The 20,359-nt window shown below is 65.4% G+C and carries 15 protein-coding genes; 9 read left to right on the forward strand and 6 right to left on the reverse strand.

Features of this window, described 5'->3' with window-relative positions; all coding sequences use genetic code 11:
- Positions 1 to 260: 260 nt before the first annotated feature.
- The 4 genes from MF134_RS06405 (at position 261) to MF134_RS06420 (ending at position 6,104) form a co-directional block, all read left to right on the forward strand.
- Positions 261 to 1,157, forward strand: a complete 897-nt coding sequence (locus MF134_RS06405; RefSeq protein WP_255338596.1) for a universal stress protein — start codon at positions 261 to 263, stop codon at positions 1,155 to 1,157.
- A 243-nt stretch (positions 1,158 to 1,400) separates the two neighbouring features.
- Positions 1,401 to 4,109 (forward strand): bifunctional acetate--CoA ligase family protein/GNAT family N-acetyltransferase, encoded by a 2,709-nt coding sequence (locus tag MF134_RS06410; RefSeq protein WP_255338597.1) that lies wholly within the window; start codon positions 1,401 to 1,403, stop codon positions 4,107 to 4,109.
- 312 nt (positions 4,110 to 4,421) lie between these two features.
- Positions 4,422 to 5,186, forward strand: a complete 765-nt coding sequence (locus tag MF134_RS06415) for a Crp/Fnr family transcriptional regulator (RefSeq protein ID WP_255338598.1) — start codon at positions 4,422 to 4,424, stop codon at positions 5,184 to 5,186.
- A 258-nt stretch (positions 5,187 to 5,444) separates the two neighbouring features.
- Positions 5,445 to 6,104, forward strand: a complete 660-nt coding sequence (locus MF134_RS06420) for a response regulator transcription factor (protein WP_255338599.1) — start codon at positions 5,445 to 5,447, stop codon at positions 6,102 to 6,104.
- 10 nt (positions 6,105 to 6,114) lie between these two features.
- Here the strand turns inward: MF134_RS06420 and MF134_RS06425 are convergent, their stop codons facing one another.
- Positions 6,115 to 9,564, reverse strand: coding sequence for a hybrid sensor histidine kinase/response regulator (locus MF134_RS06425; RefSeq protein ID WP_255338600.1), 3,450 nt, complete (start codon positions 9,562 to 9,564; stop codon positions 6,115 to 6,117).
- Positions 9,565 to 9,715: 151 nt separating this feature from the next.
- Here MF134_RS06425 and MF134_RS06430 point away from each other — a divergent pair, with 151 nt between their 5' ends.
- The 3 genes from MF134_RS06430 to MF134_RS06440 all read left to right on the forward strand — a co-directional run bounded on the left by MF134_RS06430 (position 9,716) and on the right by MF134_RS06440 (position 14,111).
- Positions 9,716 to 11,893, forward strand: a complete 2,178-nt coding sequence (locus tag MF134_RS06430; RefSeq protein WP_255338601.1) for a malate synthase G — start codon at positions 9,716 to 9,718, stop codon at positions 11,891 to 11,893.
- A gap of 339 nt (positions 11,894 to 12,232) precedes the next feature.
- Positions 12,233 to 12,724, forward strand: a complete 492-nt coding sequence (locus MF134_RS06435; RefSeq protein WP_255338602.1) for a MarR family winged helix-turn-helix transcriptional regulator — start codon at positions 12,233 to 12,235, stop codon at positions 12,722 to 12,724.
- Between the two features lie 154 nt (positions 12,725 to 12,878).
- The gene (locus tag MF134_RS06440; RefSeq protein WP_255338603.1) at positions 12,879 to 14,111 is read left to right on the forward strand and encodes a multidrug effflux MFS transporter; all 1,233 of its coding nucleotides are present in this window, start codon (positions 12,879 to 12,881) and stop codon (positions 14,109 to 14,111) included.
- A 15-nt stretch (positions 14,112 to 14,126) separates the two neighbouring features.
- Here the strand turns inward: MF134_RS06440 and MF134_RS06445 are convergent, their stop codons facing one another.
- From MF134_RS06445 to MF134_RS06455, 3 genes are all read right to left on the reverse strand, one after another.
- Positions 14,127 to 14,714, reverse strand: coding sequence for a protein-S-isoprenylcysteine O-methyltransferase (locus MF134_RS06445; protein ID WP_255338604.1), 588 nt, complete (start codon positions 14,712 to 14,714; stop codon positions 14,127 to 14,129).
- Complete coding sequence (locus MF134_RS06450; RefSeq protein WP_255338605.1) at positions 14,711 to 15,964, reverse strand: hypothetical protein; 1,254 nt, start codon at positions 15,962 to 15,964, stop codon at positions 14,711 to 14,713. Before MF134_RS06450 ends, MF134_RS06445 begins: the two co-directional genes overlap by 4 nt.
- A gap of 72 nt (positions 15,965 to 16,036) precedes the next feature.
- Complete coding sequence (locus MF134_RS06455; protein ID WP_255338606.1) at positions 16,037 to 16,792, reverse strand: class I SAM-dependent methyltransferase; 756 nt, start codon at positions 16,790 to 16,792, stop codon at positions 16,037 to 16,039.
- Between the two features lie 264 nt (positions 16,793 to 17,056).
- Here MF134_RS06455 and gloB point away from each other — a divergent pair, with 264 nt between their 5' ends.
- Positions 17,057 to 17,827 carry a hydroxyacylglutathione hydrolase gene (gene gloB, locus MF134_RS06460; RefSeq protein WP_255338607.1) on the forward strand — a complete coding sequence of 257 codons (771 nt, stop codon included), beginning with the start codon at positions 17,057 to 17,059 and terminating at the stop codon, positions 17,825 to 17,827.
- Positions 17,827 to 18,270, forward strand: coding sequence for a cupin domain-containing protein (locus MF134_RS06465; protein WP_255338608.1), 444 nt, complete (start codon positions 17,827 to 17,829; stop codon positions 18,268 to 18,270). The genes gloB and MF134_RS06465 overlap by 1 nt, the downstream gene beginning before the upstream one ends.
- Before the next feature lie 64 nt (positions 18,271 to 18,334).
- Here MF134_RS06465 and yddG read toward each other — a convergent pair whose 3' ends face one another.
- Complete coding sequence (gene yddG, locus MF134_RS06470; RefSeq protein ID WP_255338609.1) at positions 18,335 to 19,207, reverse strand: aromatic amino acid exporter YddG; 873 nt, start codon at positions 19,205 to 19,207, stop codon at positions 18,335 to 18,337.
- 126 nt (positions 19,208 to 19,333) lie between these two features.
- Positions 19,334 to 20,206, reverse strand: coding sequence for a cyclase family protein (locus tag MF134_RS06475; protein WP_255338610.1), 873 nt, complete (start codon positions 20,204 to 20,206; stop codon positions 19,334 to 19,336).
- Between the last annotated feature and the right edge of the window lie 153 nt (positions 20,207 to 20,359).

Below are 20,359 nucleotides of genomic sequence, written 5' to 3' on the forward strand. Positions count from 1 at the left end.
ATCTCGAGGGCGTGACGCGGGCCATTGAACGGGCGGGGGCGTGCGGCGCGACCGGGCGGGCTGCGATCGCGGCCGCGACCTGCTAGACTGTAGTGGTGTTTTCGATGGAACTGGGGGCATGTTCGACGACGAAGCCGCTCCTGGTCGGAGCGTCCGCCATCGTCGGGCGTCCGGCGGGCGGTCGTTGATGTCGATCAACGCCAGACCTGCTCGAACCGTCCTATCACATGATCGTCTTCGAACCGGGAAAGGTCAGCACGATGAATTCCGAGTCTCCTTCATCAACGGGCAATGCCGTCGATCCCGTCACGGCGACGCGCCATGGCGGCCTGGCCGATCTGACCGTCATCGTGTCCGGCGCGAAAAAGGATCGGGGCGCCGTGGCCTATGCGGAGGCGATCGCCACCGCTTTCGACGCTCATCTCGACGTCCTCTACACCAACCATGTTCCGACCCCGATCCTGCCGTCGGCTCCGGGCGCAGAGGTCTTGGCCGCCGAACTCGCCAGGAACAGCCACGAGACCGGCGACAAGACCGAGGCGGCCCTGCGTGATGCCTTCGGCGCGCTGAGCGCTTCCTGGGAGTTGCGGCGCGTCGACGGGGCCGTGGCTGCCCTGCGCCAGGCGATCGTCCGGCAGGCCGCGATTTCCGACCTCGTCATCGAGAGCAAGGCCGCCGTGGTCGAGGCGGGCGACATGGAACTGTTCGAGGCGGTGATCTTCGAGGCGGGGGCGGCGATCGTGCTGGTGCCCGACAGTCAGAGCGCCAAGTCTCAGTTGCCCTCGAATGTCCTCGTCGCCTATCGGGAAACCCCGGAATGCGCCCATGCCATCGCGGCAGCCCTGCCGCTTCTGCGGCGGGCGGACACCGTCTATCTCGTCAGCGTCGCCGAGTCGGGGTCGAGCGAGCAGCGGCACATCGACCCGATGGCGGACATGGCACGGCATCTCGCCCGTCACGGCGTCTCGGTGGAGGCCCGCGAACTGCCGAACTGGAAGGATCCGGCCGAAGGTCTTCTGAACGAGGCCAGGCAGATTGGCGCCGATCTCGTCGTCGCCGGCGCCTACGGCCATTCCCGACTGCGGGAATATCTTCTGGGCGGGGTGACGCGTGGACTCGTGCGCCATTGCGAGGTTCCGCTGCTCATGGCCCATTGAGACGGCGCGCCGGCCCTCTTTGGGCCGGCGGTCATGGTCTCGACATGGCTCGCGCACTATTCTCCGGCAGCCTCGAGCCTGCCGCGAGACCGCATGGCGAAAGGGAGATATTCGCCGGCACGAACGGGAGGGCGGGCGTCTGGCAAACGCTCGCGGTTGATCCATTCCTGACGCCGTCGACGCTCGAGGAGGCGAGCGGTGGCGGTGCCGGGCATCGTTCCCAGCAGCGAGAAAAGCATCTCCATGAGCATTCGCAATTTCGGCTCCCTGTTTCGGCCCCGATCCATCGCGCTGGTCGGCGCCAGCAACACGCCCCATTCCGTGGGCAACGTGGTTGCCCGCAATCTCAAGGCCGGCGGCTTTTCGGGGCCGATCATGGCGGTCAACCCGCATGAGCGGGAGGTGGAAGGCCTGCCCTGCTTCCATTCGGTGCGCGATCTGCCGCAATGTCCCGACCTCGCCGTGATCGCGACCCCGGCGCCGAGCGTGCCCGCCATCGTCGGCGAACTCGCCGAGCACGGCTGCCCGAGCGCGGTCGTCATCACCGCCGGCCTCAATGCCGCGTCCGGCGAGACCACGCTGAAGCAGGAAATGCTCGATCTCGCCCGTCCGCACCTCGTGCGGATCGTCGGGCCGAATTGTCTGGGCCTGATCTCGACCCCGCTCGGGATCAATGCGAGCTTCGCGCATCTGATGCCCAAGAAGGGTGACATCGCGCTCGTCAGCCAATCCGGGGCGATCGTCACGGCCGTCCTCGACTGGGCGGAGGCGCGAGGCATCGGCTTTTCCCACATTGTTTCGCTCGGCGACATGGGCGATGTGGATTTCGGCGATCTGCTCGACTTCCTCTCCACAGACCGGGATACGCGTTCGATCCTGCTCTATGTGGAGAACATCACCTTCGCCAAAAAGTTCATGTCGGCCGCCCGGGTCGCGGCCCGTGCCAAGCCGGTGCTGGTGATCAAGTCCGGTCGCAGCGCCGAGGGAGCCAAAGCTGCTCACTCGCATACCGGCGCCCTGGCGGGCTCGGACATCGTCTATGACGCCGCCTTCCGCCGCGCCGGTGTCCTGCGGGTCTCGACGCTGGAGGAACTGTTCGAGGCCGCCGCGATGCTGGCGACCGGCATCCGGATCGGCGGTGATCGGCTCGCGATCCTCACCAATGGCGGCGGCGCCGGGGTTCTCGCCGTCGACGCGCTCGATGCGCACGGCGGCCATCTTGCCGAACTCGGCGACGACACGCGCCAGGCGCTCGACGCCGTGCTGCCGTCCACCTGGTCGCATGGCAATCCCGTCGACATCATCGGCGATGCGACCGGCGATCGCTACAGCGCGGCGCTGGACATTCTTCTCAAGAGCCGCGAGAGCGACGCCATCCTCGTCATCAACTGCCCGACCGCCGTCGCCGACAACATGGAGGCGGGCAAGGCGGTGGTTGGATCTGCCAGAGCGCGGCCGCGCTTTCCGGTTCTGACCAACTGGCTGGGGGGAAGCACGGCTGGGCCGGTGCGTTCCTATTTCTCCGAACAGCGGCTCCCAACCTTTGAAAGCCCCGACGACGCAGTGCGGGCCTTCACCCATCTGGTCGAATACCGGCGCAACCAGGCCCAGTTGATGGAGACGCCGTCGGCCGGCGTGATGATCCCGCCGGAAAACGTCGACAAGGCGCGGGCGATCATCAAGAAGGCCGCTTCCGAGGGGCGCCAGATCCTCAGCGAGTGGGAAGCCAAGGACGTCCTGCATCTCTTCGGGATTCCCGCGGTGCCGACGGCCTTCGTCGAAACGGCCGAAGAGGCCGCCGCCCGCTTTGCTGAAATCGGATCGCCGGCGGTGCTCAAGATCGTTTCGCCGGAAATCACCCACAAGTCCGATGTCGGTGGCGTCCGCCTGAACATCGAGACGCGCGGCCAGATGCTCGATGCGGTGACGGAAATGACCGAGGCCGTCACCGCCGCGCGACCCGGTGCCCATATCACCGGCTTCACGGTCCAGCCGATGATCGAGCGCGGCGAGGGCCACGAACTGATCGTGGGCATCGCGCATGACGTCACCTTCGGTCCGATCGTCCTCTTCGGCCGCGGTGGCAAGGAGGCGGAAATCGTCGGCGACCGGACGGTGGGCCTCCCGCCGCTGAATTCGGCGCTCGCCAGGCGGATGATCGACAACACGGCGATCGCAAAGCTCCTGCGCGGCTTCCGCGACGTGCCGCCGGTGGATTTTGATCGGCTTTCGGACATTCTCGTGCGGCTTTCGGAACTCGCCGTGCTCCTGCCCGAGGTCCGCGAACTGGACATCAACCCCCTGATGGCCGATGCGAGCGGGGTGGTGGCCCTCGATGCCCGAATTGCGCTGGCGGCCCATTCCGAGCAGGCGACACTGGAGGTCCAGGGGCCGGCGATCCAGCCCTATCCCCGTGGCCTGGAGCACGAAATCAGCCTCCGCGACGGCGAGCGCTGGCTGCTGCGGCCAATCCGGCCGGAGGACGAAGATGCGCTGGCGGCGATGGTCCTCGCCTGCGATCCGGAGGATTTGCGGCTGCGCTTCATGGCGCCAATGAAGGCCTTCCCACACCAGACGGCCGCCCGCTACACCCAGATCGACTATGATCGCGAGATGGCCTTCATCGCCGTCCCGCCGACGAGCGGCTTCGGCGAAGGGCCGATCTCCGGGGTGGTCCGCATCGTCGCCGATCCGGAAAACGAGGAGGCCGAGTTCGCCGTCCTCGTGCGCTCCGACATGAAGGGGCGCGGCCTTGGTTTCCAACTGATGTCGGCGATTCTCGACCACGCGCGCCGGCGCGGGCTTTCTCGCGTCTTCGGCGAGATCCTTCGCGAGAATGTGGGGATGCTCAAACTGGCCCGGGACCTCGGCTTCCACCCCGAGTCCTCGGCGGAGTTCTCCGACGTTGCCCATGTGGTGATCGAACTGGACGGTACCGGCGGAGAAAAGTGACCGGCTTCTGTCCGTCGTGCCCCCGCATCGGTGCCGCCGCCTCTTGTCTCATGGGGCGGCGGCCTCGCTTTGTTTCCACGCAACGGCCGGGATGGCCCCCTCGCCATTCTGGAGTCCAGACCGTCATTCGCCCGACCCGGCAGGGTCGTGAAGGCGTCATCTGCGACCTTCGAATGGCCTTTTCCAAGCCTTTTCCTGCGGGTATGGAAGGGGTGATGTCGGTATGCTGCCAGTGCGCAGGCCGACTGCACAGAGGAACGTCCTCATGAAGAAGCGGCAGAAGGGCGTGTACGGCATGGTGCGGAGGGGCGAGTGGACACAATCGCGCATGAGCGGCTTCTCAAGCGGTTGAGGCTGATCGCGGAGATCGATCCGGAAGACGAGGAAGAACTCCTCAAGCTGCCTGTCACCCTGCGGGACGTCGATTCCGGCGTGGACATCGTCTCGGAAGGTCAGACCGTCCAGCATTGTTGCGTTCTGGTGGACGGGTTCACCTATCGCTACCGCCACACGATCGACGGCAAGCGACAGATCATCGCCTTTCATGTTCCAGGCGACATTCCCGACCTTCACAGCCTTCATGTGCCTTACATGGACCACAGCTTCGCCGCGACCTCCCAGTGCCGCATCGGTTTCATCTCGCACGAGGCGATCTGGGATCTGTGTGTGCGGCGGCCGAAGATCGCCGCCGCACTGTGGCGGGAAACCCTGATCGACGGGGCGATCTTCCGTGAATGGATCGTGGGCCTCGGGCGCCTTTCGGGTGCCAGCCGCACCGCCCATCTGTTGTGCGAACTGGCGATGCGCATGCGCGCCGTCGATCTCGGCCCACACCACGTCTACCGACTGCCCCTGACCCAGCACGAACTGGCCGACGCGCTGGGCCTGACCGTGGTGACGGTCAACCGGGTCCTGAAACAGTTGCGCGAGGACGGGCTTCTGGTCCGCGAGCGCTCGCGCATGGAGATCAGGGATTGGCGCGGGCTGGCCCGGCTCGGCGAGTTCGATCCGCGCTACCTCTATTTCCGCGCACGGATCTCCATGACGGACGAGCAGAATGGCGACGACCCCGCCTGACGGGGCAGTCGATTTCGTCCTGACCTTTCCCGTTGTGGCGCGACGTTCGCTTTGTCCTCCCGCCAGCATCGAGGCCCGTGGTTTCCGGTGGGAGAAGCGAGTAGGCTCTTGCTTCTGCCGGCAAATGGGAGGAACAACCCATAAGGTGACAATTCGTCCACAGAACGGACGCTCGATGAATGCGCTATCGCGGGGAGGCGGGCGCAGGGCGACGTCGTGACAGGACAGGCGTGACCGCAGCGGCGAGGGGAGGAGCCAATGCAACCCGTGTTCATCGTAGCCGACGATCATCCCTTGTTTCGCGGCGCGCTGAAGGAGATTCTGACGTCGCTTCCCGAGGGAGCGGACATTGTCGAGGCTGCCGATTTCGACGAGGCCGCGGACGCTCTGGCGCGAACGCCGGATGCCGACCTCCTGCTCCTCGACCTGTCGATGCCCGGGACCAGCGGCCTGTCGGGGCTTGCGCTCCTGCGCGCCGAGCATCCCTCGATCCCGATCGCGATCGTCTCGGCCAGCGAGGACGCGCAGATCATCGCGCGGGCTCTCGATCTCGGAGCCTCGGGCTTCATCCCGAAATCCGCCGGCTTCGAAGAGATCAAGGCGGCGATCAGGACACTCCTTGAGGGCGACGTCTGGCTTCCGCCCGATTTCTCCATCGAGGCGACGGGTGATCCGGAGGTGACCGATCTGATCGCCCGCATGAAGACGCTGACACCGCAGCAGACGCGGGTGCTTTCGATGCTGGGTCGCGGACTTCTCAACAAGCAGATCGCCTATGAGCTCGGCGTCTCGGAACCGACGATCAAGGCGCATGTCTCCGCCGTCCTTCTGAAGCTTGGTGTCGACAGCCGGACCCAGGCGGTCATCCGCCTGGCCAAGCTCGGCATCGATCCCGAGCGGGGCCTCGCCTCTTCCTGAAGTGATGGCATCACTCCGCCGCTTCCCGCCGCTGCAGGGCGCTGGCCATTGCTGCCCTGAGTGAAGCCGGCTTCAGCGGTTTCGTGAGCATCTGCACGCCCATCGCCACCGCCTCGTCGCGCACGCTGAGCGAACGGTCGGCCGTGACGAGAATGGCGGCAAGACCCGGGTCGACACGCGCCCGCAGCGCCCGGATCGCGTCGAGCCCGTTGGTGCCCCGATCGAGGTGATAGTCCACCAGAGCGATGTCGGGGCGCTGTCCGGCGCGCTCGACCGAGGCGATCGCCTCTTCGGCGGAGGCATGGGTCTCCACCGCGCAGCCCCAGCCGGACAGAAGGACCTGCATGCCGTCGCGGATCGCGGCCTCGTTGTCGATGCAAAGGACCCGGGTGCCCGCCATCGCGAGCCCGATCTGGCCGGGCCTCGCCGACTTCGCCGAAAACTCCGCCACCGCCCCGCTCGCGGGCGACAGGCCGACCCGGAACGAGGTGCCGCGCCCATGGCGCGAACTGGCGGTGATCGGGTGGTCGAGCACGCGCGCGATGCGGTCGACGATGGAAAGACCGAGGCCGAGACCGCTGGCGGCACGGCTGCCTTCATCGAGACGGACGAATTCCTGATAGATCATCTGGAGCTGGTCGGCCGGAATGCCGATGCCGGAATCCGCCACTTCGAGGTCGATCAGCCCGCCCTTGCGGTGGCGGACGCCCACGACGATCTTGCCCTGCCGGGTGTATTTCACCGCATTGGAGACGAGATTCTGGATCAGCCGCCGCAGCAGATTGCGGTCGGAGCGCACATGCACGCTCGTCTTGACGAAACGCAGCGACAATCCCTTCTCCTGGGCGAGAGGCTGAAGATCGGTCTCGATCTGCCGCAAGAGTGGGTCGAGAGGAAACTCGGAGAATTTCGCCTGCATGGCGCCGGCATCGAGGCGGGAGATGTCGAGCACGGCACCGATGATCGCTTCCACCGCTTCGAGCGACGAGCCAATATTGCCCGCAAGCTCGGCCCCCGGCGCGCTGCCCTGCCGCTCCTCCAGCGCGGAGACATAGAGCCGTGCGGCGTTGAGCGGTTGCAGAATGTCGTGGCCGGCGGCCGCGAGAAACCGCGTCTTGCCGATATTCGCGGCTTCGGCGGCGCGGCGGGCTTCGGCGAGCTTTTCGTTGGCGGCGGTCAGTTCGGAGGTGCGCTGACGCACCCGCTCTTCCAGGCTTTCGTTCATTTCGCGAAGAGCCGCGGCCCGGCGCACGCGCTCGGTCATGTCGGAGACGGTCGCCACGAGACCGCCATCCGGCATCCGGTTGACCCGCATTTCCAGCGTCCGGCCCGACCGGGCGAGCGCGATCTGGCGCTGCGCCGGCGGCTGGGTCAGCGCTTCGAAGCTCTGGCCGTATTCGTTGCTGTCGATCTCTCCGGCGCTCAGGAGTTGGTCGAAGACGGTCGTGAGAGGCGTGCCAACCTGTCCGAATTCGGATGTCAGGCCGATCAGGTCCCGGAACTGACGGTTCCAGAAGGTGAGGCAGTAGTCGCCGTCGAAAATCGCCAGGCCCTGATCGACCTGGTCGAGCGCGATGCGCAGGAGATCCCGGTTGTACTGGAGCGCTTCGGACGCGTCGTCGAGGAGCTGCAGCGCCATGCGGCTCGAATCGGCGTGGCGCTGGAACAGGAGCGACAGGACGAGGCGCGAGGACGCCGAGCCGATGGCCGAGGCGAGTAGCTGTTCGGAAAAGGTAATGGTGGCGCCGTCGGCCGGCCCGTCGTCGTCGAGCGACCCGTCATGGGTCTCCGCGAAGGCCCCGAAGGCACGGTCGGTTCGTTCCGGCCCGAGATAACGACCGATCGTCTCCTTGAGGTCGGCGACGCGGACATTCACACGGGCGCGGCTTCCGGTCGTCACAGGTTGGTTGTCGCGATTGGAGAAGACCGCGGCCTGGATGCGCTCCAGGGGCTTCGACGGACGGCTCAGCGAACCAAGGACGAGACCGGCGATATTGACGGTCAGGCTTACCACGCAGCCGAACAGCAGCGGGTCCATGGCCGGGGCGATGGCACTCGCAACGGAAGGCTCGATGCCGAATGTCGGCGCCAAAAGGGTGACCGCCCAGGCCAGGATGCCGGCCGAAAGGCCGGTCATGGCACCGCGCGCGTTGGCCCGCTTCCAGTAGAGCCCGGCCAGGAGCGGAGGGGCCAGCTGCGCGATCGCGGCGAAGGACAGAAGCCCGATCGAGGCAAGCCCGCTGCCATTGCCGGCGAAGCGGTAGTAGACATAGCCGAAGAAGACGATGAGCAGAATCGCCGAGCGGCGGATGTTGAGGATCAGCCGCGTGGCATCCTCGCGGGGCTCCGCCACCCGGCCCCTTCGCTTCAGGAGAAACGGCAGGACGAGGTCGTTGGAGATCATGATCGCCAGCGCCACGCTCGCCACGATGACCATGGCGGTCGCCGCCGAAAGCCCGCCGATGAAGGCGACCACGGCCAGAAGATCGGCGCTCGCCGAAAGCGGCAGGGCGAGAACGTAAAGATCGGCGTCGAATTGCGGGCCGAGGCGCAACAGACCCGCCGCGGCGATCGGCGCGACGAAGAGATTGATCGTCACGAGATAGAGCGGAAACAGCCAGCGTGCCCGGCGGATCTCGGCCTGGGTGCGGTTTTCCACCACCGTCATGTGGAACTGGCGGGGCAGGAGCAGGATCGCCACCGCACTGAGGCCGAGGCCGGCGAGGAAGGATCCGCCCAGCGGCGTCTCGAAGGCCTGGCTCACCATCGCGCTCTCGCGCGCCGCCTGCCACAGCTCGCCCGGCGTGAACAGGACGAAGGTGGTCCACAGCCCGACCGCCAGAAAGGCGGCGAGCTTGATGATCGATTCCATCGCGACCGCAAGGACAAGCCCGTCCTGATGCTCGGTCGCGTCGGCATGGCGCGTGCCGAACAGGATGGCGAAGACGCCGAGCCCGATCGCGATCGGCAGCGCCAGATCGCCGAACAGCGGTGGCACGTCGAGATTGGGTCGGTAGTGAAAGACCAGCGTCGCCACGCTCGTCGAAATCGCCTTCAGCTGCAGCGAGATGTAGGGGACCGTGCCGACCAGCGCGATCACCGTCGCAAGCGCCGCGACGGCCGAACTCTTCCCGTAGCGCGACCCGATGAAGTCGGCGACCGTGGTGATGCGCTCGGCCTTGGCGTGGCGGACGATCCGCTCGATGAAACTCGGTGCCAGAAGGAAGACGAGGATCGGTCCGAGATAGATCGCCAGGAACGAGAATCCGTCCCGCGCCGCGACTCCCACCGAGCCGAGAAAGGTCCAGGAGGTGCAGTAGACCGCGAGGCTGAGCGAATAGACGACCGGCCGGCTCGCGCTGGCCGAGCGGGTCGCACTGCCCTTGTCGCCCCAATAGGCGACGGCGAACAAGAGCAGAAGATAGGCGATCGCCACGATGGCGATAAGACCGCTGTGCAAGCGTCGTTCCTCCCTGAACCGCGACCGAGTTCGCCATAGCCGACCGTCTCGCGCAAGATCGGGATATGCACCCCCGTCCACGACCTAAGCCGAATTGACATCGGCCGGCCGATGGCCAATGTCCCGACTGTTGCACCGTTGGAGGAAATGAATGCCGGAAATGATCGCCGTGGACGACCTCAAGGTCGCCGATAACCTCAAGCGTTTCATCGACGAAGAGGCGTTGCCCGGGACTGGCGTCGAACCGGCGGCCTTCTGGTCTTCCTTTTCGACGATCTTGAACGAACTGGCCCCGAAGAACCGCGAATTCCTGGAAATCCGTGAAAAGCTCCAGGGTGAGATCGACGACTGGCATCGCGCCCGGCGCGGCAAGACGATCGACATGGCCGAATATCAGGCTTTCCTGAAGGAGATCGGCTATCTCGTGCCCGAGGGCGGCGACTTCAGGATCGAGACGGAGAATGTCGACCCGGAGATCGCGCTGGTGCCGGGGCCGCAGCTCGTCGTCCCGCTGATGAATGCGCGTTACACGCTGAACGCGGCCAACGCGCGCTGGGGCTCGCTCTATGACGCGCTCTATGGCACGGACGCCATGGGCGACGCCCCGGAAGGCGGCGGCTACGATCGCGCCCGAGGCGCCCGCGTCGTGTCCTGGGCGAAGAGCTTCCTCGACGGCGTCGCGCCCCTCGACCGCATTTCGCATATCGACGTCGAGGCCTATTCGGTCGGCGGCGGCACCGTGGTCGCCCAATATGGCGACGGCAAGAAGGCGCGGCTGAAGAATCCGCTGGCCTTCGCTGGCTATCGCGGCGATCCGGATTCCCCCTCCGCCATCCTGTTCAAGCACAATGGCCTGCATGTGGAAGTCGTCATCGACCCGACCCACCGCATCGGCAAGAACGACCGCGCCAAGGTCGCGGACGTGCTGATGGAATCGGCGGTCTCGACCATCTGCGACTGCGAGGATTCGATCGCGGCCGTGGATGCCGACGACAAGACCGCGGTCTATCGCAACTGGCTTGGCCTGATGAAGGGCGACCTGTCGGACTCCTTCGAAAAGGGCGGCGAGACCGTCACCCGCCGCCTGAACCCCGATCGCGAATACGTTTCGCCTGCCGGGGCAGGTTTCACGCTGCCGGGGCGTTCGCTGCTTCTCATCCGCAATGTCGGTCACCTGATGACCAATCCGGCGATCCGTCTGAAAGACGGTTCGGAAGCCCCGGAAGGGATCATGGACGCGATGATCACCTCGATGATCGCGATCCACGATCTCAAGAAGACCGGCGGCATGCGCAATTCCCGCTCCCGTTCGATCTACATCGTCAAGCCAAAGATGCACGGCCCCGACGAGGTGGCGTTCTCCGATCAGATCTTCGGCATGGTCGAGGATGCGCTCGGCTTGGACCGTTACACCCTGAAGATGGGCATCATGGACGAGGAGCGCCGCACGACGGTGAACCTCAAGGAGTGCATCCGGGCCGCCAAGCACCGGGTGTTCTTCATCAATACCGGCTTCCTTGACCGCACCGGCGACGAGATTCACACCTCGATGGAAGCTGGACCCATGGTCCGCAAGACGGTCATGAAGGAGCGGACCTGGATCAACGCCTATGAGGACTGGAACGTCGATGTGGGGCTCGCCTGCGGTCTGCGCGGCAAGGCGCAGATCGGCAAGGGCATGTGGGCGGCGCCCGCCAAGATGAACGACATGCTGACCCAGAAGGTCGGCCACCCGCAGGCCGGCGCCAACTGCGCCTGGGTGCCCAGCCCGACGGCCGCGACGCTGCATGCGACGCACTATCACCGCGTCGATGTCCTGGCCTGGCAGGAATCGATTGCTGCCAAGGGGCGCCGCGCGCTCCTGACCGACATCCTGACCATTCCGCTCGCCAACCGCGCCAACTGGCCGGAGGAACAGATCAAGGCGGAACTGCGCAACAATGCGCAGGGCATCCTCGGCTATGTCGTGCGTTGGGTCGACCAGGGCATCGGCTGCTCCACCGTGCCCGACATCAACGATGTCGGCCTGATGGAGGATCGCGCCACCTGCCGCATTTCCTCCCAGCACATCGCCAACTGGCTTCATCACGGCGTTGTCTCCGAGGACGAGGTGATGGAGGCGATGAAGGAAATGGCCGCGAAGGTCGACGCCCAGAACGCAGGCGATCCGAAATACGAGAAGATGGCCGGCCGGTTCGACGAATCCATCGCCTTCAAGGCGGCGTGCGACCTCGTCTTCGAGGGCCGCGTCCAGCCGTCCGGTTACACCGAACCGATTCTGCACCGGCGCCGCCTTGAGAAGAAGGCGCAGGCGACCGGCACGAACTGACGCCAGTAAAAGGTTGCAAAATGAAACCACCTCGGGCTCCTCCGCCCGGGGTGTTTGCTTGTTGTCTACTTAACAGCTACGGCTCCTCTGCTGCGCTGCAAAAAGCCCATTGGGCCTCCCGGTTCAAAATATACCTTTCTGCATCAAGTTTATTTGAGGTTATTCTATGTGTCAAAGTGACGCATATTAAACTATATTCCCATCCGTTGATGTGTGTCGCTATGCGCTGACATGATAGTTCGCGTATGAGGTTTCGCTCCTGCACAGGAGTTTCGCCCGTTTCATTTGGTGTCGTTTGAAGTCCTGCGACATTTCCAAGGTTAGGACATGCCCCAATTCATGCCCAGCAATACTCTCGGCTTTCTCCTGGTAGACGTGGCTCGCCTGTTTCGGCAGGAGTTTGAACGATCGGTCGTCGAGGCGGGACTCTCGCTGACGCCCGGAGAACTGCGCGCTCTTGCGTATGTCTCTCGTTTCGAAGGGTCGCGTCAGGCTGTCCTTGCCGAGCGTATGGGCGTCGAACCCATGACCATGTCAGCCTATCTCGACCGGCTGGAGGGCAGGGGGCTGATCGTCAGGACCGTCGATGCGAACGATCGCCGGGCCAAGGTCGTGAAGACGACAGAGGCAGCGGTCGCAATCTTCGACGAGACGCGACCCGTGGCGCTCGCCGTCTATGAGAGGATGCTTTCGGGCTTCGACGAGAACGAGCGCGAGATGGTCGACGACCTTCTGGCTCGGATACGGGCCAATCTGACGAACGATCCGCAGCTCCTCGGACAGACTGAGGGAGCCGAAGAAGAGCGCGTGAGGGCCCGCGGCGCGGCTTGAAGGCGTTCAGTCGTCGGACGATCTGACACTTTCAGGCAGCTGCGTCTTGGCGTCGCCCTTTCGACATGGTTGAGAGGTCATAAGTGTCGTTGACGATTCTCATCGCTGTCTGACGGATCCCTCCTTGCCCGCATTGTCTACTCCTGGCCGCCCCATGTCCGAGCGGCGGACCAGTCTCATCGGCGGTTGCCTGGTGGCGATCGGACCGGTCTCGATGGCCCTCTATACCCCCGCAATGCCTACGCTCGTGGCCGAATTCGCGACCACCGAGGCGATGATCAAGCTGTCGCTCGCGGTCTATTTCGCCGGGTTCGCATTCGCCCAGCTCGTATGTGGTCCCCTTTCCGACGCATTCGGGCGCCGTATCACGACGATCGGCTTCATGGGGCTCTATCTCCTCGGCGCATTCCTCGCGGTTTTTGCACCGACAGTCGAATTCCTGATCGCGGCGCGTATCCTGCAGGGCGTCGGGGCCTCGGTCGGGATCGCCACCGCGCGGGCGATCGTGCGCGACCAGTTCACCGGTGAGGTTTCGTCGCGGATCATGAACACGATCGGGCTGATCCTCGCGATCGGCCCGGCGGTCTCGCCCACCATCGGGGGGTTCACCCTCGAACTGGCCGGCTGGAACGCGATCTTCGTCGTCATGGCGTTCTTCGGGCTCATCGTCATCGGCGTGACGCTCGGCTTCATGCGCGAGACCGTGACGCCCGATCCGTCGCGCATCCGCCCGCGCGCGATCATGCGCAGCTACGGCCGGCTGATCACCAATCGCCACTTCCTCGCCACCAGCCTGACGGTCGGCGGCTCGGTCGGAGCGCTCTACACGCTGGCGACGGTGCTGCCCTTCGTCCTGATCGAAGTCGCCGGCCTGACGCCGACCGAATACGGCATCGGCATGCTTGCCCAATCCGGCAGCTTCTTCACCGGTTCGCTGGCGGCCCGCTTCCTGATGGCGCGGATCGGCGCCTATCGGCTGGTTCCGATCGGCCTCGGGCTGATCGGGATCGGCGGCGCGGCGGTGGCGCTATCCATCGCCGTTCTGCCGATCTCCTACATCTCGATCATGGTGCCGGTCGGCTTCTACGCCTTCGGCATCGCCTTCGTGATGCCGGCCATGACCACCGCCTCACTCGCCCCTTTTCCGCACATGGCGGGCGCGGCCTCGGCAATGACCGGTTTCATCCAGATGGGATCGGGGCTCCTCGGCGGGGCGCTGTGCGCTGCGATCGGCGAGCCGGTGCTCGCCACCCAGATCGTCATTCCCGGCCTCGGCGTGATGGCGATTTCGGCCTATCTCGTCTATCGCGCCCACCCCCATCTCGCGGAGCCCGAGCCGCTGCCCGAAGTGCCGGCACCGCCCATGCCACGCAAGGGACTGGGATAATAGCCGCGTCGCTTCTCAGTAGATGCCGGGGATGAGCCGCGCGGACCGGCGGCGATAGTCTCGATAGGCTTCACCGAACGTCTCCTCCATCATCGCCTCTTCCGGGCCAATTCGTGAGAAATAGAGCGTTCCGAAGCCGACGAGGCCGGCCAGGCCTGCCACCACGTTCGGCAGGAGCAGCGCCTGGGCGAGCGCCATCGTCCAGAAGGCGGTGTACATGGGATGGCGGATCTTGCCGTAGATGCCCCTGGTCACCAGCTCGTGCTTCTCGCGAATGTCGAGCGAGACCGACCACATCTTGCCCAGCGCCTTGTGGGTCAGCCGGAAGAGGACGAGGGCGAGGACCATCAAGGCCAGTCCGAGGCCCGTCTGCAGGGGCGAGGGGCCGTAGGTCGCGAATTTCGGAAAGCCCGTGGCGACGAAGAGACCGGGAATGATGCCGAGACCGGAAAAGGAGATCAGCATCCGGATCGTCTCGGCGTGGCCGCGTCGCGAGCGTTCCACCCGTCGGCGTTTCGCCCGCCGCTCGAACGGATAGCGGATCACGTACCAGCCGACGACCATCGCGACCCAGGCAATCTGACCGATTAGCGCAGCCGTCATCGTCCGGCCTCCGAAACCTGTTTCACGTCGGAGACTTCCTTCGGCGCGTCGGGCAAGGGCTTCAGCGGCGGCTGGTCGACGCTCTTCTCATAGGCGAAATCGGCCACGCGGTTCGGGCCGAGAAGGAGCATATGAAACGAGTAGACCCCGCGCCGCTCGACCGGCAGGACGAACTGCCGATGCAGGCGGAAGAAGTCCCGCTTGATGCGCTTGTAGGTCTCCGGCTTCACCATCCGCTTAAAGGAGAGCTTCAGAACGCGGGGCGTGCGGCCATTGTCGATCCCGAGCGAGGTGGCGGGGTTGGACTTGTAGAAATTGATCGGGTCCGAAAGGCCCTGACAGTCGGTCCAGGGCAGGGCCTGTTCCACGACCAGCGTGCGGACCGCGGCGCGTTCGTCCCGCGCTGCCGGGTGCAGCGCCGTCTTCAACAGGCTGGAGCCGACGGTCAGGATGTGCAGCCGGGGCGGTTTGGCGTTGATTCCGATGTCCTGGGGACGAGCAAACGTCTCGGCCAGGGCCATGACGGCCATGACCGCGCCGAGACTGTGGGCCGCAACGACGACCTCCGTCTTCGGCTTGGTCCCGACGGCTGAGAAACGGCGCGCGAGTTCCTGCGCCTGGAGCGCGATGCGGGTTCGGATGACCGGATTGCTGCCATGACAGATGTCGCGCGCCATCGCCCAGTCGTCGAGCGCCGTCAGCAGGTGCACGCGTTTCGTCGCCAGAAACATGAGTCCGGCAAAGATCGCGATGCCAAGGACGAGGCCGAGAAGAGCGCCGAGGAGCCCACCGATCTGCCCCACAAGCGCGCCGGCGAGCGCAGCAAGCGCGATCGCGCCCAGGAGGAGGACGACGGGGAACAGGTAGAACAACCCGTAACGCCAGCTCACCTTGAAATAGCGAAAGACCGTTCCGGTGAACAGGAAATCGGCCAGGCCATGATACCCGTCGACGAAGCGGCGCCAGGCGGGCCGAGCCGCATAGGCGAGAATCAGGTCCCCCCAGTCGAACAGCACGATCTCGGTATCGGTCTTCCAGTGATCACCGTCACCAGCCTCGCCACCGAGCCGGATCTTCATCTCGCGAAAGAGCTCGGCTTCGCCCGGCGCGACGGGCGGCTCCTCGATGCCGATGGTCAGCCCCCAGAGCGCGGCGGCACTCTCCGCCCCGCGCCGAAAGCGGCGCAGATGCGCGTCACCACGCATCGGCTCGAAGCCGGGAAACAGGCAGACGAGCCGCCGGTTGATCATCGCTCCTCGCTTTCCTCGCTCATCCCGATCGCGGGTGGCTGTAGCGCAGGCCGCGCCGAATGAGAAGGAGGCTCAGAGGTTTGTCGGATCGCCCGAGCCACTTCTCGGGTGGCGGCAATCTTCCGGCGCAGCGACGCAGGCGCGGGCGCCGGCCCCGGCGCCCGCCGGAACGAGCACCGGCTTCGACACACGGCGCTCGCGGGCGGCGGTGGCGACCGGGATGCCGCGGTGCAGCTGCTTGATCGCCTCGATGATGACGACGCCGGCGAAGATCGGCCAGGAAGTGCGTCCGATGCGCTCCAGCGCCGGGGCGATGCTGACGAGCGAGCGCCGGCGGAAGGGCGGAAACAACAGGGCCTCGCCCCAGGCGGACGGCGTGAAGGTCGCGGACCTCAAAAGCCGGGTCAGTTGGCCTCGCGACCACGGCCGGCCCGAACCGAAGGGCGTGTGCTCGAAGCGCGCCCACACCCCCCGACGATGCGGCACCACGATGACGAGGCTGCCCCCAGGGGCGAGCACCCGCCAGGCTTCGGCGATGAGCGCCTCCGGGCTCTCGGCGAATTCGAGCGCATGCACCATCAGGATACGGTCGATCGTGGCGTCGCCGAGCGGCAGATCCTCGATCCCCACCAGCGCGGTCTTCAGCCGGGCGCCCTGGGGCCAGCGTTCGGCGCCCTGGCCGGCGGGCATGAAGGCCAGCGAACGTTCGCAGTCGCCCTCGAAACGCGAAAGATAGGGCGTCGCATAGCCGAGCCCGACAAGACGCTCGTCCGAGATCGGCCGCCACAGGGGCGTGAGGGCGAGGCCGATGGACCGCGCTGCAGCCATACCCAGGGGCGAGGCGTAGAAATTGCACAGATCGATGATGTCGGCATTGGTCGACAGGGCGCGATCTCCCGGGTTTCTGACGGCGTCTTTCTTCCCATATAAGACGAGCGCGGGCCGGCTCGAAACCTTCAGGGTCCAAATCGACGGTTCAGCCGCCGAAGAAGCGGACGTCCGCAAGCCGCGACGGGGGATTCCCGTCCGTTCGTTTTCAGTGTGGCGGTCGCCTGGGAGCATCGCCATCAGTTCCGGCAGAGGGTCGCAAGCATGCCATCCTTCGAGATCAGGCAGTTCGGCTGCCGCAGCGACAATTTCGGCGTTCTCGTTCATGAGTGCGAATCGGGAACGACGATTTCGATCGACGCTCCCATGGAGGAGCCGATCCTTGCCACCCTCGAGGCCGAGGGTTGGACTCTGACGCATATTCTGACGACGCATCACCATGGCGATCACGTGACCGCAAACGAGGCGTTGAAGGCGCGTTTTCGCGCCGAAATCATCGGCCCCGAGAAGGAGCGGATGAAGATCCCCGGCCTCGACCGGACCGTTTCCGGCGGCGACACGATCGATGTGGGCGGTGTCGCGGTGGAGGTCATCGATACGCCGGGACACACGCTCGGCGAGGTCTCCTATCATCTCCCGGAAGCCAAGGCGCTGTTTGCCGGCGATGCGCTGTTCTCGCTCGGCTGCGGCCGGCTTTTCGAGGGGGACGCCGCGATGATGTGGGAGTCGCTCAAGCGGCTGCGCGCCCTCCCGGACGCCACGATGCTCTATTGCGGCCACGAATACACCGCCACCAACGCGAAATGCGCGCTGTCTGTCGATCCCGACAACATTGCCCTTCAGGAACGTGCGCGGGAAGTGGATGAATTGCGCCTGAACGGCAAGCCGACCTTGCCAGTTCTTCTTGAGCGGGAGAAGAAGACCAACCCGTTCCTCAGGGCCGACGATCCGGATCTGATGGACGCGATGGGCATGCCGGATGCCGATCCGGCCGACGTGTTTGCTGCGATAAGAAAGAAAAGGGATCAATACTGATGAGTTCTGCCGCGCTCAAGATCGTCAAGAGTTTGGAGCTGAAGCCCCATCCGGAAGGCGGTTGGTATCGTGAGACATTCCGCGACGAGCGCGTGGACAAGGATGGGCGATCCCGATCGACGGCGATCTACTACATGCTCGAGGCGGGCGAGACGTCCGAATGGCATCGCGTCACGGACGCTACCGAAGTCTGGCACTGGTATGCCGGCGCGCCGCTGGTGATCACCGTCTCCGAAAACGGCCACGATGCCTCGGCCCATCGTCTGGGACCGAACATCGAGGCGGGCGAGAAGCCGCAATTCGTCGTCCCGGCCGGCTGGTGGCAGACGGCGACCTCGCTCGGGGAATACACGCTGGTCGGCTGCACCGTTTCGCCGGCCTTCGATTTTCAGAGCTTCGAGATGGCGCAGAAGGACTGGCGCCCGACGCCGCGCAAGAGCTGAATTAACTCCGGCATGACGCTTCGCGCGCCCGCCTAAGTGGCGGGCGTTTTCTGTTTCTTAAGACTCAGGCGGCGCGCCGCGATAGCCGGCTAAACAGCGGCAGCGCGGCCAGACAGGCGCCGATGGTGATCAGGATGGCCGCCCCCGCAATTTCGAAGCGCATGGACGTTTCGCCCACCGCGATCAGGATCAGGGTCGAGAGGAGTGGTGCCGCATAGCTCGCCGCGCCGATCACCTGAATGTCTCCATGCTTGACCCCATGGTCCCAGACATAGAAGGCGCCGCCCACCGGCAGGAGGCCGAGCAGGAACACGGCCAGCCATTCGCCAGCGCCCTGCGGCCAGATGGTCGTCTCGAAGGCGAGATGGGCCAGAAGCGCCAGACAGGCCGTCGCCAGGCAGAAGCCGGTGACGACGTCGGTCGGCACCTTGCCGAAGCGGCGCGAGAGCAGTGAATAGCTCGACCAGGTCAGTGCGCAGAGCCCGGCGAGAGCGTATCCGAGCGCAAAACGTGGATCGAGCGAGAAGGAGCCGCCATCGGTGACGATGAGCGCAGCACCCGTAAGGCCGAGCAGCGCGCCCAGCACATGGAACCAGCGCAGCCTCTCGCCCGGCAGCAGGGCCGAGCCGAGGACGATCAGCAGCGGCCAGAGATAGGCGATCAGGCTTGCCTCGGCGGCAGGCGCATTGCGCAAGGCGGCGAAATAGAGCGCGTGGTAGCCAAAGAGCCCGACTATGCCGAGGAGCCAGACCGGAAGCGGCTGCCGCAGGACGCTGAAGCCGACGCCGCGGACCTTCAGCATGACCAGGCCGATGACGCTTGCGATGGCAAAGCTCATGGCCGCGAGCTGGAACGGCGGGACGTCGCCGCTCCAGGCCGTCAGAAGCGCCAGCAGCGCCCACATCAGGACCGCAGAAAACCCGGAGAGCGTGCCCACGATCCTGCCCCTCGTTGCGTTCGGCCTTGGGCGGTATCGCCGCGGGGGAGAGGGGTCAATCGGAAAAGCGGCCGGCTTGCCTGAGCGAAGCAGGACAGCCGGCCGCCTGTCCTCGTGGCGAAGGTGCTATCGCACCCGCATTCCGGCCGCTTCGTCGAAATGCAGGGGCTTGTCGGATTTCGGCAGCGGCGCGTCGTCGGGGCCGATGGTGACGCCGTACTGCCAGTCCGGCGGGCAGATGCCGACGTAGCGGGCATAGCCGCCGAGACCGCCGCCGAATTTCGGGTAGCCGATCGACACGAGGCAGCCCGTCGCCGGCACCTTGTCGAGATTGGCGACGCCTTCGGCCTGGGCGTAGCCATTGTGCATCAGCCAGTATTCGCCTTCGAGCGTTGGGGTGGAATCCGTGTCCAGCGGCTCATGGCCGTGGAAGAGGATGTTCCGCTCTTCATGCAGGAACTTGAGCGCGTCGAGACCGACCTGCGGAAACTCCTTCAGGCTCGCGAGTTCGGGATCGGGCCAGCGTTTCGACCAGTCGGAGCGAACGAAGACGACGGACCCCTCGGGGATCCGGCCGTTCTCGTTCTCCCAGGCCTCGATATCGGAGACCTGGAGCGCATAGTTCGGATTTTCCTCCACCTGGTCGACGATGGAGATCACCACCAGTGGCCGCACCGCGTAGGTCGCCGGCAGTTCGTCGATGGCCGGGTATTCGGGCGCCCAATGGGCCGGCGGATCGAGCTGCGTGCCGAGTTGGTCCGTCGGCAGATGATAGTCGGTGGCACCGAAGCCGTGCTTGTCGAACTCGAACGTGTCGCCCTTGGCGGCGTAGCCTTCGAGGTCCTTCCCGGCCTTGGCGGGCGCGAAACGGGGAGAGGCGAAGCCCGCCCAGACAGGGATGTCCGGCGTGATCGTATGGGTCAGATCGACATATTTCGCGCCCGTCAGCGCCTCGTTATAGACCGACCAGAGTCCTGTCTCGTCGCTCGACTGGGCCATCGCGGGCGCCGACGCGAGACAGGCTATCGCGGCTATGACGCCTCCGGCCAGGCGATGTCTCAGGCTGATATGCATGATCCTGAACTCCCTCCAGTGGATGATTAGGCAAGCTTATCAATTCGGCATTCCCGCTTCCAGAGCCGGAAGTCGGGA

Source organism: Jiella marina (assembly GCF_024359545.1).
Taxonomy (GTDB): domain Bacteria; phylum Pseudomonadota; class Alphaproteobacteria; order Rhizobiales; family Rhizobiaceae; genus Jiella.

Coding starts and splice junctions, on each gene's coding strand:
- MF134_RS06465 (WP_255338608.1), top strand. CDS start 17,827: ATGAGTTCTGCCGCGCTCAAGATCGTCAAGAGTTTGGAGCTGAAGCCC.
- MF134_RS06435 (WP_255338602.1), top strand. CDS start 12,233: ATGCCCAGCAATACTCTCGGCTTTCTCCTGGTAGACGTGGCTCGCCTG.
- MF134_RS06455 (WP_255338606.1), bottom strand. CDS start 16,792: ATGGCTGCAGCGCGGTCCATCGGCCTCGCCCTCACGCCCCTGTGGCGG.
- MF134_RS06405 (WP_255338596.1), top strand. CDS start 261: ATGAATTCCGAGTCTCCTTCATCAACGGGCAATGCCGTCGATCCCGTC.
- gloB (WP_255338607.1), top strand. CDS start 17,057: ATGCCATCCTTCGAGATCAGGCAGTTCGGCTGCCGCAGCGACAATTTC.
- MF134_RS06410 (WP_255338597.1), top strand. CDS start 1,401: ATGAGCATTCGCAATTTCGGCTCCCTGTTTCGGCCCCGATCCATCGCG.
- MF134_RS06445 (WP_255338604.1), bottom strand. CDS start 14,714: ATGACGGCTGCGCTAATCGGTCAGATTGCCTGGGTCGCGATGGTCGTC.
- MF134_RS06440 (WP_255338603.1), top strand. CDS start 12,879: ATGTCCGAGCGGCGGACCAGTCTCATCGGCGGTTGCCTGGTGGCGATC.
- MF134_RS06420 (WP_255338599.1), top strand. CDS start 5,445: ATGCAACCCGTGTTCATCGTAGCCGACGATCATCCCTTGTTTCGCGGC.
- MF134_RS06475 (WP_255338610.1), bottom strand. CDS start 20,206: ATGGCCCAGTCGAGCGACGAGACAGGACTCTGGTCGGTCTATAACGAG.
- MF134_RS06450 (WP_255338605.1), bottom strand. CDS start 15,964: ATGATCAACCGGCGGCTCGTCTGCCTGTTTCCCGGCTTCGAGCCGATG.
- MF134_RS06430 (WP_255338601.1), top strand. CDS start 9,716: ATGCCGGAAATGATCGCCGTGGACGACCTCAAGGTCGCCGATAACCTC.